Origin of the sequence: Pantoea agglomerans NBRC 102470 (assembly GCF_001598475.1) — a bacterium.
GTDB lineage: Bacteria > Pseudomonadota > Gammaproteobacteria > Enterobacterales > Enterobacteriaceae > Pantoea > Pantoea agglomerans.
This window is the reverse complement of record NZ_BCZA01000001.1, coordinates 1-13,607: the sequence shown is the minus strand read 5'-3', so window position 1 is coordinate 13,607 and position 13,607 is coordinate 1. Positions and strand designations below refer to the sequence as shown.

Here is a 13,607-nt window from a genome sequence, read left to right as displayed (position 1 = left end):
CATCACAGGAATCATAAATGAAAAAATGGATTGTTGCCGCTGCGCTGGCTTCGCTGGCACTTACCGCCCAGGCAGCGGAAAAGATTCGCTTCGCCGCCTCAGCGACCTACCCGCCGTTTGAATCCCTGGATCGGGAAAATAACCTGGTGGGATTCGATATCGATCTGGCCAAAGCGCTGTGCCAGCAGATGAAAGCGGAGTGTACCTTTACCAACAATGCCTTCGACAGCCTGATCCCGTCACTGAAGTTCCGCCGCTATGACGCGGTGATTTCCGGCATGGATATCACCACTGAGCGCAGCAAGCAGGTCGATTTTACCCAGCCTTATTACGCTAACTCCGCCATCGTGATCGCCCGTAAAGGCCAGTTCAGCAGCTTTGCTGAGCTTAAGGGCAAACGCATCGGCGTGGAAAACGGCACCACTCACCAGAAGTACCTGCAGGATAAGCATCCGGAAGTGAAAGTGGTGGCCTATGACAGCTATCAGAATGCGATTCTGGATATGAAGAGTGGCCGGCTGGATGGCGTGTTTGGCGACAGCGCGGTGGTGAATCAGTGGCTGAAGACCAATGCGGATCTCGCCACTGTCGGTGAACATGTTACGGATGCGGACTACTTTGGCACCGGTCTCGGCATTGCCGTACGCAAAGGCAATACGGCGCTTCGCGATCAGTTCAATCAGGCGCTGAACGAACTGAAAGCCAACGGCAGCTGGCAGCAGCTTAATCAGAAGTGGTTCCCGGAGTGATTACCGGCTGAGGCTACCTCTGACGATGCTTTCCCGGACTCGTGCTGACGGCGGGTTAACAGCGTCAGCACTTCAAAATGGGCGGTGTGGGGAAACATATCGAACAGTTGCACCTTCGTCACCTCATAGGCACTCAGTCGGGCAATATCCTGCGCCATGGTCTGCGGATTACAGCTTGAATAGAGCAGATAATCCGGGGCCATCTGGCTGAGATAGTCGCACAGCGCCTCACCAATTCCACGACGCGGCGGATTAACCAGCACCAGCTGCGGCACCGCATCGCGTCCGGTCGCAAACGCCGTAGAATCCAGCGCCGCAAACTGCACTTTTTCCAGTCCCAGCATCTCAGCGGAACGTTGGGCGCATTTTATCGCCTCGGCGCTGATCTCAATGCCCGTCAGTTCCATCTCCGCTGTCGCGCAGTGCAGACCAAAACCGCCTACGCCGCAGAAGAGATCCCACATGCTGTTGACCGGCAGCGCCCTGACCCAGTCGCGCGCGGTGGCATAGAGTGCGCTGGCAACCTGCGGGTTGGTCTGGAAGAAGCTTTGCGGGCGGATCCACAGCGGCACGCCGTTGAAGTTCTCTGCCAGCGACTGCGCGGGCGTCAGCGCAATTTCCTCTTCCCCCTCCAGAATCGCCATATGCACCGGCTGAATATTGGCAGAGATCACCGCCAGCTGCGGCAATTGCTGTTGCAGCCACGGCAATGCGGCGCGCAGCTGTTCCAGTTTCGCGGTTGAACGCAGGACAAAGCGCAGCATCACGCCGCCCTGCTGGCTTTCGGTTATCAGCAGGAATTTGAGTTCGCCGCGTTTGCGCGCCACGTTATAGGGCGTCAGTCCGGCACGGGCGATAAAGGGCTTAAGTGCAGCAAAAACCGGCTGGAAGCTGGCGGGATAGAGCGGACAATCGCACAGATCCACAGCTTCACCATCACGATGGATTAATCCCAGCACCGGACGCTCGACGCTGCCACTCACCACCATTTTGGCTTTATTACGAAATGCCTGCTGCGGTGATGCGACCGGCGGCAACCAGGCAGCGACTGGCTGCTCAGCCAGTAACTGTTCCAGCAGCGACTGCTTGTCGTTCAGCTGAGTGGGATAGGGTTTTTCCAGCCACTGACAGGAGCGGCAACGGTTAGCGTCATAAAGCGCGCAGTGCATGGTAAAGCCTTAACGATCGGGTCGGGCGGAGCGCGATTGTATCATCGCTTCCTGAAAAAAGCGCGGCTGCTGGCAGGCAGAAACAGCAGCAGGAGCACCAGCAGATCGGGGATTTTCTGCGACAGGGTATGGTGGATAATCTGGACGTTATTGTCGCCATCAATGCTGAAAATCTCGGGGTAGATCCAGCCCAGCGAGGCGACCAGCATATAGCTGAGCACAATCACCTGCGTCGCCACATAGCCCCAGCGTCCACGGTTACTGCCGCGCATCAGGGTAAAGGCGCAGCGCAGTTCGAACAGGAAGATCAGCTGGCTGGCGACAAAGATGAGTGTCGCGTCCCAGGACTGGGCGCTGCGGTGAACAAAATTGGCGAGTTCACTGTAACCCAGCTCGTTTGCCAGCATCAGGACGCTCAGGCAGCGGGTCGCAATAATAGCAATGCCCGCAACCGACACCGGAACCGGCGCGATTGAAAGCGTGGCACTGCTTTTGAAGATTTCTGACATAGTCCGTGACTCCACCTGATCGAAAAACGGGCCGGTCAGACCGGCCCGTTCATATAGTGGCAAAGGTTACGGATTTCAGCCACGTTTAGCTTTCTGAATATCGCTTAAACGTTGTTTTTCTTCGTGTGCCATCACCCGCCAGGCGATAAAACCCACTAAACCGACCACAAACAGGATCAATGAAGCCAGCGCATTGATTTCCGGGTTAACGCCGCGTCGCACGGTGGCGAAGATCGCCATCGGCAATGTGGTGGCACCCGGCCCGGTCACAAAGCTGGCAATCACCAGATCGTCGAGTGACAGGGTAAACGCCAGCAGCCAGCCGGTCACAATAGCCGGTGCAATCATGGGCACGGTAATCACAAAAAAGACCTTCAGCGGCGTTGCGCCTAAATCCATCGCCGCCTCTTCGATGGAGCGGTCCAGCTCACGCAGACGCGAGTTAATCACCACGGCCACATAGGCGGTACAGAAGGTGACGTGGGCCAGCCAGATGGTCAGCATGCCGCGTTCGCTCGGCCAGCCAAAGGCGTTGCCCATTGCCACAAACAGCAGCAGCAGCGACAGTCCGGTGATGACGTCGGGCATCACCAGCGGCGCGGTCAGCATAAAGGCAAAACCGTTGTGGCCACGGAAGCGACCAAAGCGCACGATAATTACCGCCGCCAGCGTGCCCAGCACCACCGCCATGGTGGCGGAGAGACCGGCAATGCTCAGACTCAGCAGCACGGCGTCAATCATCGCGCTGTCCTGGAAGAGCACCCTGTACCAGTGGAACGAGAAGCTCTCCCACACCGTCACCAGCGGTGAACTGTTGAAGGAGTAAACCACCAGCAACAGCATCGGCGCATAGAGGAACAGGAAGCAGCAGACCAGAATACCGGTACGCCAGGGTGAGCGAATGGTTGGCAAATTATTCATGCCTTCTCTCCCATTTCACGGTTTTGATGCTTGTGGAACCAGATGATCGGCAGAATCAGGATCAGCAGAATGATGACCGCCAGCGCGGAGGCCACCGGCCAGTCACGGTTGTTAAAGAACTCCTGCCACAGGATACGGCCAATCATGATGCTGTCCGGCCCACCCAGCAGTTCAGGGATCACGTACTCCCCCACCGCCGGGATAAACACCAGCATCGATCCAGCGATAATGCCCCCTTTAGTCAGCGGGACAATCACGCTGAAAAAGGTCTTCAGCGGACGCGCACCCAAGTCCAGTGAGGCTTCCACCAGCGAGTAATCAATGCGGGTCAGCGCGGTGTAGATTGGCAGCACCATAAACGGCAGATAGCAGTAGACGATACCGATATAGACCGCTGTATTGGTGTAGAGGATCACCAGCGGATGATCGATCACACCCAGCCACAGCAGGAACCGGTTCAGAATACCGTTGTTGTTAAGCAGCCCCATCCAGGCGTAGACGCGGACCAGAAATGAGGTCCATGACGGCAGGATCACCAGCAGCAGCAGAATGGTGCGCATGGATGGCTTGCTGTGCGCCACGGCCCACGCGAGCGGGTAGCCAATCAGCAGACAGATCACCGTGGAGATCGCCGCCACTTTCAGCGACTGCAGATAGGCATCGACGTAGAGCGGATCGTCGGTCAGCGTCAGGTAGTTGCCGAAATTGAGCACAATGCTGAACTGGTCATCAGCCCAGCTCACCAGCTCGGTGTAGGGGGGAATCGCACGCGCAATGTCCGCGAAGCTGATCTTCAGCACCGTCAGAAACGGCAGCAGAAACAACAGCACCAGCCAGACATAAGGCAAGGCGATCACCAGCTTGCGGCCATGCTGCATTTTTATCCGCGTGGCCCAGCGTTGCAGCGGCGTGCCGACCAGTCGGGCAGGCGCTTTAGCGCGTTGGAAAATCTGGCTCATAGCCGCTCCTTAAACCGTCAACACCACGCAGCTGTCGCATTCCCAGCAGAGGCGGACTTCATCACCCCAGGTCGGCAACCCTTTGCGGTAGCGATGCGCGTTTTGCAACTGTGCGCTGATCATCTGTCCGCTGTGCAGACGGACATGGAAGATAGAGAGGTCGCCGAGATAGGCGATGTGGACCACTTCACCCACCGCAAAGTTACAGCCATCGGCAGGCACCTCATCGCACAACATCACTTTTTCCGGGCGCAGTGCGACATGGACCGGAACGTTATCCACCACCGAGACATCGGAGTCGACTTTCAGCGGATGCATCAGGCCGGGACTGTCAATCACCAGGCCATCCGCCTGACGTTCACGCAGTAAGCCTTCGAAGACGTTAACCGAACCGATAAATTCCGCGCTGTAGCGGCTGGTAGGATGCTCGTAGATCTCCTCCGGTTCACCAATCTGCACGAACTTGCCGCGATTCATAATCGCGATACGGCCCGCCATGGTCATCGCCTCTTCCTGATCGTGCGTCACCATCACACAGGTGGCGCCAACACGCTCCAGAATATCGACCACTTCCAGCTGCATCCTGTCGCGCAGCTTCTTGTCCAGTGCCCCCATCGGCTCATCCAGCAGCAGCAGTTTCGGCCGTTTCGCCAGGCTGCGGGCCAGCGCCACACGCTGACGCTGACCACCGGAGAGCTGGTGCGGTTTGCGTTTAGCAAACTCCTGCATATGCACCAGCGCCAGCATCTCTGCTACCCGGCTGGTGACCTCTCCTTTCGGCAGCCGATCCTGTTTCAGACCAAAGGCGATATTCTGCTCCACCGTCATGTGGGGAAACAGCGCGTAGGACTGGAACATCATGTTGATCGGGCGCTGATAGGGAGCAACGTGGGACAGATCCTGGCCATCCAGCACAATCTGCCCGCTGGTTGGCGGCTCAAAACCGGCCAGCATGCGCAGCAGCGTTGATTTACCACAGCCCGATGCGCCCAGCAGGGCAAAGATCTCACCTTTATAAATAGTCAGGCTGACATCATCCACGGCGTGTTGCCCGTCAAAGGATTTGGTCAGATTGCGAATTTCCAGCAGTGGCGTTAACGCCTTTGCGGTTTTATTTTGAGGTCGGGGAATGGCATCGTTCACAAAGGTTCTCTCCGGAGCCAGGCGGAACATGGCGACAAAATTTGCCGCTAAAAATGGCACAACAGAGGCCGACACCGCGCCTCTGTTGCTGATGCATGACAGGTCAATCCGTTAAGGACGAATTACTTACCACTTTTTACTTTAGTCCATGCGCGCGTACGCACACGATCCAGTTTTGGATCCTGGACTTTCAGCACAAACAATTTCGACATCGCTTCAGGCGTCGGGAAGATACCCGGGTTGTTGCGGACGTCGGCATTGATCAGCGGCAGCGACGCTTTGTTGCCGTTGGCGTAGTTCATTTTGTTGGAGACATCGGCGATTACTTTCGGATCCATGATGTAGTTCAGCCAGGCGTAAGCACCATCGAGGTTTTTCGCATCTTTCGGGATCGCCATCATATCGAAGAAGGCCAGTGCGCCCTCTTTCGGTACGCTGTAGCCCAGATGCACGCCATTTTTAGCCGCATCAGCACGGTTTTTCGCCTGCAGAATATCGCCCGACCAGCCAATGGCGACGCAGATATTACCGTTGGCCAGATCGTTGATGTACTGCGACGAATGGAAGTAGCGGATATTCGGACGCAGTTTCAGCAGCAGGTCAGTGGCCGCGCCGGAATACTCTTTGGCATCAGAGGTGTTAGGATCTTTGCCCAGGTAGTTGAGCACCGTGGCAAAAATCTCTTCTGGGGCATCCAGGAAGGAGACGCCGCAGCTTTTCAGCTTCTCCAGGTTTTCCGGCTTCAGCACCAGATCCCAGCTGTTGACCGGCGCATCAGCGCCCAGTGCGGCCTTGACCTTGTCGACGTTGTAGCCGATACCGGTGGTGCCCCACAGATAAGGAATGGCATATTTATTACCCGGATCGTGCTGCGCCACTTTCTCCATCAGCGCCGGATCGAGGTTTTTGTAGTTAGGCAGTTTGCTCTTATCCAGCGGCTGGAATACCCCGGACTGCAGCTGACGCGCCAGGAAGCTGGAGGATGGCACCACCACATCATAGCCGGTGCTGCCCGCCATCAGTTTGCCTTCCAGGACTTCGTTGGAGTCAAACACATCGTAGACCACTTTGATGCCGGACTGCTTTTCAAAGTTCGGCACGGTATCTGGCGAAATATAATCGGACCAGTTGTAGACGTGCAGCGTTTTATCTTCCGCCATGCTGCTGGCCGATGCGGCCATCAGCGCAGCAGCTACCACAGCTGACAGCCATTTCTGACGTGAGTTGAACATATTTTTCCATCCTCCTGAGCGGGTCATTACAACGCTGCAAACCAGAGATCCCTGCATTGCGTTCTGTACAAGACGTCAGTGACACAATGAATCATTATTCAGCGGGAGTTTAATAGCAAAAACCTATAGCTGAGGCGCAGTTACGCGCCTGTTACAGCCCCGCAAGCATAGCCCCCCCGGTCAGGCTTCACCAGACCCCAGCGTAAAAAACGCCTGAAAGCGATATTTTATGCATGTTTGAGCTATGAGGTTCGGCTTTGATGGCATAAACCACGACTAATATCTGGCGTTAAAGGGCAAAATGCAGAATAAAAAATTATCGCGGCAGCGGATGGCGGGCATAAAAAAGCCGTCTCAGGGACGGCTTAGTGTGTGACCATGTCGGGCTTAGTGCAGCACAGAATGAACGCTGGTCACCGGAACGTGCTCTTCTTCTTCGCCCACGATCAACAGATTGTTGGCAAAGGCTTCCAGGATCACCATGGAGATCTGCTCTTCACTCTGTTTCATAAAGTGCGAGAACTGACCAAAGGTTAACCCGGCGGTGGTAATCATTGACTGACAGACAATGAGTTTCGGCAGATTATCATCCTGAATGTCGATAAATGCTTTCACCGTCAGCGAACTGGCATTGATCTGCGACAAATCGCCAACCAGTGGAATCAGCGCCGTCGGCTTCACTTCAGCCAGCGCCGAAAACAGAATGACGTTGTCGACCAGATCGATTTTGGCGTCAAACACCCCATCGAAGTTTTGCATGTGCGGCAGATGAAGTGCCTGACAGGCATCGCATTCGAACCAGGTGATATTTTGCTGATCCAGCCAGCGACGCAGCAGGTCGATATCCGGAACGACAAGAGAATCCATCGTAAAATCCCAGTGGGGTGATAAACAGGCGACTTAGCTTACGGAAAAATGCGCGACGATGCCATGAAAACCGCTGAAAAGCGCGTGTCAGCCAGCGGTTTTAGGACGGAGCCCGGGGATGGCCTGCTGCTCAATCCGCTCGATCATCAGGGCGGCGATGTTAAGGTCACTGCTGGTTTCAATGCCTTCAAGACCGGGCGAGGCGTTAACTTCCATCACCAGCGGGCCGCGATGGGCGCGCAGAATATCGACGCCCGCCACTTCCAGCCCGAGCGTAGCCGCCGCTTTCACGGCGATCTGCCGCTCCTGTTGCGTAATGACGACCGGATAAGCTTTGCCGCCGCGATGCAGATTAGAGCGAAAGTCGCCCTCTTTCGCCACCCGCTCAATCGCTGCCACCACCTGATTGCCAATCACCAGACAGCGAACATCACGACCCTGCGCTTCTTTAATAAACTCCTGCACCAGAATATGGGCATTCAGGCCGCGAAAGGCATCGATAACGCTTTCTGCCGCCTGCCGCGTTTCCGCCAGCACCACGCCAATGCCCTGGGTGCCCTCCACCAGCTTGACCACCAGCGGCGCACCGCCGACCAGGGCGATCAGATCAGCGGTGTCATCGGGTGAGGAGGCAAAGCCGGTGACCGGCATGTCGATGCCTTCCCGTGCCAGCAGCTGCAGCGAGCGCAATTTGTCACGGGTGCGGGTAATGGCGGCGGACTCATTCAGCGGATAGCTGCCGCACATCTCAAACTGTCGCAGCACGGCCGTGCCATAAAAAGTGATAGGGTTGCCGATGCGCGGGATAACCGCATCAAAATGGCCCAGCGGTTCACCACAGTAGTGAACCGCCGGTGAGGCGGGATTAATATTCATATAGCAGGAGAGCGGATCGATGATCTGAACCTGGTGGCCGCGTGCGGCGGCCTCCTCACGCAGTCGCCGACTGGAGTAGAGCGTCTCATCACGTGACAGGATAGCTATCTTCATCGCTGCTCTCCCTTACTGGCTTAACGCGTGGCCCAGCCCTGCTGATGCAGATAATCGAGCATAAACGGACGCGTCTCTTTAATGATCAGGCGCTGGATCAGCTCACTCCAGGTTTCGCTGCGCTGGTTGCTGCCGCGCTGCTGATAATAGAGTTCTGTGCGGCTATCGTATTCGGCCAGTACCGCCGGATCCAGCGGCTGATAGCGGTTCTCATGCACCAGCATCGCGTGCGGCATACGCGGTTTGACGTCCGGCTTTGACTCCGGATGGCCCAGGCAAAAACCAAACAACGGCAGAACAAATTTCGGCAGGCCCAGCAGTTCGGTTACTTCCACGATACTGTTACGGATTCCGCCGATAAAGACGCCGCCCAGATCCAGCGATTCCGCTGCGACCATGGCATTCTGACCCATCAGCGCGGTATCGACGCAGCCCAGCAGCAACTGCTCGGCACGACCCAGCTGCGCATCAGGGCAAATCTGCAGATGGCGATTAAAGTCAGCGCAGAAGATCCAGAACTCAGGCGCATCCGCGACCCAGGACTGTCCGCCCGTCAGCGTCACCAGCTTGTCGCGCAGGGCTTTGTCGGTGATACGGATAATGGAAGAACACTGTAAAAAACTGGATGTGGACGCCGATTGCGCCGCAGTAATAATCGCTTCACGCTGTGCTTTGCTGACCGGCTGGTCAGTAAAGGCGCGGATTGAACGATGGCTGCACAGTAAATCAATGGTCGGTGTCATAAAGTCTCCAGCAATATTATCTTTTTTTGTCAGTTTGATTAAACAGCTGTGGTGCTATCGCTTTCGCGGTGCGCCACATTAACAGCCAGGCAGCAGGCAGCATCAGAACCACGCCAGCAATAAACAGCACAGTGGCCAGCGTTTTTACATCCGCCTTGTCTGGCAGCGGAAGCCAGTGGTTGATCAGCAGCAGCGCGGCCACGATTAACAGGCCGCCAGCCGCCTCCAGCACCACCACAAACCGGGGTAATCTGGCTACACTCTGCATGATATCCTCCTGCCTTAGCGGCTGACTGAGCGTCAATTATGGTCAACAACCCAAAAATTGCGCGAGATACACGGGCTGCCGGCGCGAAAAAGCCTCTGATTCAGAGGCTTCCTGACCGGGCAGCGATAGCGTGCGGGCATCAGACTAACAGGCAAATCCTGCTTTCCTTAAGCGATACGAGCGGGCATCATGGTTGCCATTCTCTGTTTCATTGTGTGATACACATCACATAATAGTCGCTGCAAGGAGTTCTCAATGATTGCTGTTATTTTTGGTCGTCCGGGCTGTCCCTACTGTGTGCGTGCCCATGAACTGGCCGACAAACTAACCGCTGAACGTGATGATTTTAGCTACCAGTATGTCGATATTAACGCAGAAGGCATTACTAAAGCCGACCTGGAAGCGAGCGCCGGTAAACCGGTCAGCACCGTGCCACAGATTTTCGTCGACGAAAAACATATCGGTGGCTACACCGAGTTTGCGGCCTGGACCAAAGAGAATCTGGGATTTGCCGCGTAAGCGCTGATAGCCGGAATGAAAAAGGCGAGCCAGGTTTTCCTGTCTCGCCTTTTACGCTCTGCCGGTCATCCATCGCCCGGCACTGTTTAATTGAGTGATGCCATCACTATCTGCATCAACCGTACCAGCAAGGCCCCGCAGCCTGCCCAGAACAGCGCGCTGAGGCTCCATGCGACCACAAAGAGTGCGTTGCTGTGGATAAACAGGCTGCTGTTTAACAGCAGTGCTGCCAGTAACGTTCCCCATAATCCCATGAGCAGGGTGCTTTTTAACGGGCTTTCCACCTGCACCAATGCCATCACGATACCGGGCAACATAAAGAGCAGTAATTCGGGCTGACCGCGAAGCGGGCCGGGACCGACCTGCCAGAAATGACAGGTAAAGACAAACACCAGACTGTACAACACCACGCCGCACAGGCGGGTAGTCCAGAGATAAGAACGCTGCGGCATACCACCCCACTGATTAAAAGTAACCCCGAAAATAACCTGCTGATAACCCTGATGCGTTCAGATGGAAATAAAAAGAAACAGTTCGCTGTGGCAACGAATGAAAACAGCCAATGGCTGTGAAAGATATTTGTGATTAGAATAGCGCCGCGGTAAAGGTTCCATTTGCAGTACTGATGCAACAGCACCTCAACGGCCTGCTCACGATAGCGAAAAACAGGCTACTCTTCAATAGGTTACATGTAAACAAGAAGTTAAACAGTGAATATTAACGTCGCAGGATTGTTAAGCGGAAATGACATTTTGTTATTGTTTGTCGTTTTAGCGCTCGGCCTCTGTCTGGGTAAGTTGCGTCTGGGCTCGGTTCAGCTGGGAAATTCGATTGGCGTATTAGTGGTTTCGCTCTTATTAGGCCAGCAGCACTTTACGATCAATACAGATGCATTGAGTCTGGGCTTTATGCTGTTTATTTTTTGTGTCGGCGTCGAAGCCGGTCCCAACTTTTTTTCCATTTTCTTTCGCGACGGCAAAAACTATTTCATGCTCGCCATCGTCATGGTGGTCAGCGCACTGTTGCTGGCGCTGGGACTGGGCAAACTCTTTGGCTGGGATATCGGTCTCACCGCCGGCATGCTGGCGGGGTCGATGACCTCAACGCCGGTGCTGGTCGGAGCGGGCGATACCCTGCGGCAAAGCATCAGCGATCCGAAACAGCTTGGACTGATGCAGGATCAGCTGAGCCTCGGTTATGCCGTGACCTATCTGATAGGCCTGGTCAGTCTGATTTTCGGCGCACGTTATCTGCCCCGTCTGCAACATCAGGATCTGCCCACCTGCGCTCAGCAGATCGCCCGGGAACGCGGTCTGGATGCGGACAGCCAGCGCAAAGTTTTCCTGCCGGTGATCCGCGCCTATCGCGTCGGTCCGGAACTGGTGGCATGGAGCGGCGGCAAAAACCTGCGCGAACTGGGTATCTATCGTCAGACCGGTTGCTACATTGAGCGCATCCGCCGCAACGGTATTCTCGCCAGTCCCGATGGTGATGCGGTGTTACAGCTCGGTGATGATATCTCGCTGGTGGGCTATCCCGATGCTCACGCCCGGCTCGACCCCAGCTTCCGCAACGGCAAAGAGGTTTTTGACCGCGACCTGCTGGATATGCGCATCGTCACTGAAGAGATCGTGGTGAAAAACCACAATGCGGTAAATAAACGCCTCAGCAAGTTAAACCTCACCGATCACGGCTGCTTCCTGAACCGGGTGATACGCAGTCAGATTGAGATGCCGATCGACGACAGTATCATGCTGAACAAAGGTGATGTGCTGCAGGTCAGCGGCGAGGCACGACGAGTGAAAAGCGTGGCGGATCGCATTGGCTTTATCGCGATTCACAGTCAGATGACCGATCTTTTAGCCTTCTGCGCCTTCTTTATCGTGGGTCTGATGATTGGTCTGATCACCTTCCAGTTCAGCAATTTCAGTTTTGGTATTGGTAACGCAGCGGGCCTGCTGTTTGCCGGTATTATGCTCGGCTTCCTGCGTGCCAACCATCCGACCTTTGGTTATATTCCGCAGGGCGCGCTCACTATGGTGAAAGAGTTCGGTCTGATGGTGTTTATGGCGGGTGTGGGATTGAGTGCCGGTAGCGGCATTAATCACGGCCTGAGCAGCGATGGTGCGCTGATGCTGCTGTGCGGCCTGCTGGTCAGCCTGATTCCGGTGATCATCTGCTATCTGTTTGGTGCTTATGTGTTGCGGATGAACCGCGCCCTGCTGTTTGGCGCCATCATGGGCGCACGTACCTGCGCACCGGCCATGGAGATCATCAGTGATACGGCACGCAGCAATATCCCGGCGCTGGGCTATGCCGGGACCTATGCCATCGCCAACGTGTTGCTGACGCTGGCGGGAACGCTGATTGTGATTATCTGGCCGATATTGCCCCTATAAAATTTTTTTGCCTGCGTCCAGAACTTTATTGTTAAGGGATAGTCATAATAAGTGCCACTGCTTTTCTTTGAAATCCCCAAATTGTGGAGCCCGCTGGTCTTTTTCCCGGCGGGTTTTTTTATGCCCTTTTTTCGTCCCTGCCCGCCATTCCCCGCCTGATTCACAACTGCATGTGTCATAAAACTTAAACCGTTACACAACTCAACGGCAGATTAAGAGCCTTTCTATAGACGAACAAAACGGTAAAAAGCAGGATAGACCGCTGTTTAGTTAGCAATTTGTGCTGACTGATTGGGTGAGCGAGTTGTCGCTGACCGTTTTTTTTGCCGCTGTTATCGGGCCGGGCTGGCGGGATGCTGCCAGCTGCCGTTAACCGGACTGTCTGCTGAGGAATTTATCCCGAAATGGAAGAGCTGAACCATTCACTGTTTACTGCCATTAATGCCACACCGGCTTCACCCGCCTGGTTACTGCAGCTGGCGACGTTTTTTGCCAAAGATCTGATCGCCATCGTGCCGCTGTTAATCGTAGCGATGTGGCTCTGGGGACCGCGTGATCAGGTGTCTTCGCAGCGGGTGCTGGTACTGAAAACCGGTATGGCGCTGATCTATGCGCTGGCGATCTCCTGGTCTGTGGGCCAGCTGTTGCCGCATCCCCGCCCTTTCGCTATCGGTTTTGGTTATCAGTTCCTGCATCACGCCGCCGATGACTCCTATCCCAGCGATCACGGCACCACAATATTCACCTTTGCACTGGCCTTTATCTTCTGGCATCGCCTCTGGTCAGGTGTGGTTCTGATGGTGGCCGGTTGCGCTATTGCCTGGTCGCGGGTCTACCTTGGCGTTCACTGGCCAATGGATATGCTGGGCGGGTTCCTGGTGGGTCTGCTGAGCTGTCTGGCTTCGCATCTGGCGTGGCAGTTCTATGGCGAGCGGATGCTGGCGGTAATCAATCCACTCTATCGGTCGCTATTTGCCGTGCCGATTCGCAAAGGCTGGACGCAGGATTAAAAAAGGGACGCGTTAGCGTCCCCAGCACTGTGGCAAACCCGGATTTACCGCAGCGAATAAGCTTAAAGCGCAGGGAACAGGGTCAGAGGAGGAAAGCGTCACACGCCAGGGATGGCGTGGGCCGAGCGT

At 55.4% G+C, this 13,607-nt stretch carries 15 protein-coding genes; 4 read left to right on the top strand and 11 right to left on the bottom strand.

Features of this window, described 5'->3' with window-relative positions:
- The first annotated feature begins 17 nt into the window (after positions 1-17).
- Complete coding sequence (locus tag PAG01S_RS00075; RefSeq protein ID WP_010254425.1) at positions 18-749, top strand: arginine ABC transporter substrate-binding protein; 732 nt, start codon at positions 18-20, stop codon at positions 747-749.
- Here the strand turns inward: PAG01S_RS00075 and rlmC are convergent.
- The 10 genes from rlmC to PAG01S_RS00025 all read right to left on the bottom strand — a co-directional run bounded on the left by rlmC (position 728) and on the right by PAG01S_RS00025 (position 9,550).
- Positions 728-1,918, bottom strand: coding sequence for a 23S rRNA (uracil(747)-C(5))-methyltransferase RlmC (gene rlmC, locus PAG01S_RS00070; protein ID WP_062757302.1), 1,191 nt, complete (start codon positions 1,916-1,918; stop codon positions 728-730). The genes PAG01S_RS00075 and rlmC overlap by 22 nt on opposite strands.
- Before the next feature lie 41 nt (positions 1,919-1,959).
- The gene (locus PAG01S_RS00065; protein ID WP_062757300.1) at positions 1,960-2,427 is read right to left on the bottom strand and encodes a YbjO family protein; all 468 of its coding nucleotides are present in this window, start codon (positions 2,425-2,427) and stop codon (positions 1,960-1,962) included.
- Positions 2,428-2,502: 75 nt separating this feature from the next.
- A complete protein-coding gene (gene potI / locus PAG01S_RS00060) occupies positions 2,503-3,348 on the bottom strand; it encodes a putrescine ABC transporter permease PotI (protein ID WP_010254422.1) in 846 nt (281 codons plus the stop codon).
- Positions 3,345-4,307, bottom strand: a complete 963-nt coding sequence (gene potH, locus PAG01S_RS00055; protein ID WP_010254421.1) for a putrescine ABC transporter permease PotH — start codon at positions 4,305-4,307, stop codon at positions 3,345-3,347. Before potH ends, potI begins: the two co-directional genes overlap by 4 nt.
- A gap of 9 nt (positions 4,308-4,316) precedes the next feature.
- Positions 4,317-5,450, bottom strand: coding sequence for a putrescine ABC transporter ATP-binding subunit PotG (gene potG / locus PAG01S_RS00050; RefSeq protein WP_062757298.1), 1,134 nt, complete (start codon positions 5,448-5,450; stop codon positions 4,317-4,319).
- Between the two features lie 122 nt (positions 5,451-5,572).
- The gene (potF, locus tag PAG01S_RS00045) at positions 5,573-6,682 is read right to left on the bottom strand and encodes a spermidine/putrescine ABC transporter substrate-binding protein PotF (protein WP_010254418.1); all 1,110 of its coding nucleotides are present in this window, start codon (positions 6,680-6,682) and stop codon (positions 5,573-5,575) included.
- Positions 6,683-7,069: 387 nt separating this feature from the next.
- Positions 7,070-7,549 carry a YbjN domain-containing protein gene (locus PAG01S_RS00040; protein ID WP_022625960.1) on the bottom strand — a complete coding sequence of 160 codons (480 nt, stop codon included), beginning with the start codon at positions 7,547-7,549 and terminating at the stop codon, positions 7,070-7,072.
- Positions 7,550-7,636: 87 nt separating this feature from the next.
- Positions 7,637-8,539, bottom strand: coding sequence for a 30S ribosomal protein S6--L-glutamate ligase (rimK, locus tag PAG01S_RS00035; protein ID WP_010254416.1), 903 nt, complete (start codon positions 8,537-8,539; stop codon positions 7,637-7,639).
- Between the two features lie 20 nt (positions 8,540-8,559).
- Entirely contained in the window at positions 8,560-9,282 is a 723-nt protein-coding gene (gene nfsA, locus PAG01S_RS00030) for an oxygen-insensitive NADPH nitroreductase (RefSeq protein WP_062757297.1), read from the bottom strand.
- Between the two features lie 16 nt (positions 9,283-9,298).
- Positions 9,299-9,550: a DUF1418 family protein gene (locus PAG01S_RS00025; protein ID WP_010254414.1), complete on the bottom strand. Its 252-nt coding sequence runs from the start codon at positions 9,548-9,550 to the stop codon at positions 9,299-9,301.
- 255 nt (positions 9,551-9,805) lie between these two features.
- Here PAG01S_RS00025 and PAG01S_RS00020 point away from each other — a divergent pair, with 255 nt between their 5' ends.
- The gene (locus PAG01S_RS00020; protein ID WP_010254413.1) at positions 9,806-10,069 is read left to right on the top strand and encodes a GrxA family glutaredoxin; all 264 of its coding nucleotides are present in this window, start codon (positions 9,806-9,808) and stop codon (positions 10,067-10,069) included.
- 86 nt (positions 10,070-10,155) lie between these two features.
- Here PAG01S_RS00020 and ybjM read toward each other — a convergent pair whose 3' ends face one another.
- Positions 10,156-10,521 carry an inner membrane protein YbjM gene (gene ybjM / locus PAG01S_RS00015; RefSeq protein ID WP_010254412.1) on the bottom strand — a complete coding sequence of 122 codons (366 nt, stop codon included), beginning with the start codon at positions 10,519-10,521 and terminating at the stop codon, positions 10,156-10,158.
- Positions 10,522-10,779: 258 nt separating this feature from the next.
- On the opposite strand from ybjM, the gene PAG01S_RS00010 reads away from it, so the two are divergent.
- Both PAG01S_RS00010 and ybjG read left to right on the top strand, forming a co-directional pair.
- On the top strand, positions 10,780-12,468 hold the full coding sequence (locus PAG01S_RS00010; RefSeq protein ID WP_010254410.1) for an aspartate:alanine antiporter: 1,689 nt from the start codon (positions 10,780-10,782) through the stop codon (positions 12,466-12,468).
- Positions 12,469-12,872: 404 nt separating this feature from the next.
- Positions 12,873-13,478: an undecaprenyl-diphosphate phosphatase gene (gene ybjG / locus PAG01S_RS00005; RefSeq protein WP_010254408.1), complete on the top strand. Its 606-nt coding sequence runs from the start codon at positions 12,873-12,875 to the stop codon at positions 13,476-13,478.
- Positions 13,479-13,607: the final 129 nt, after the last annotated feature.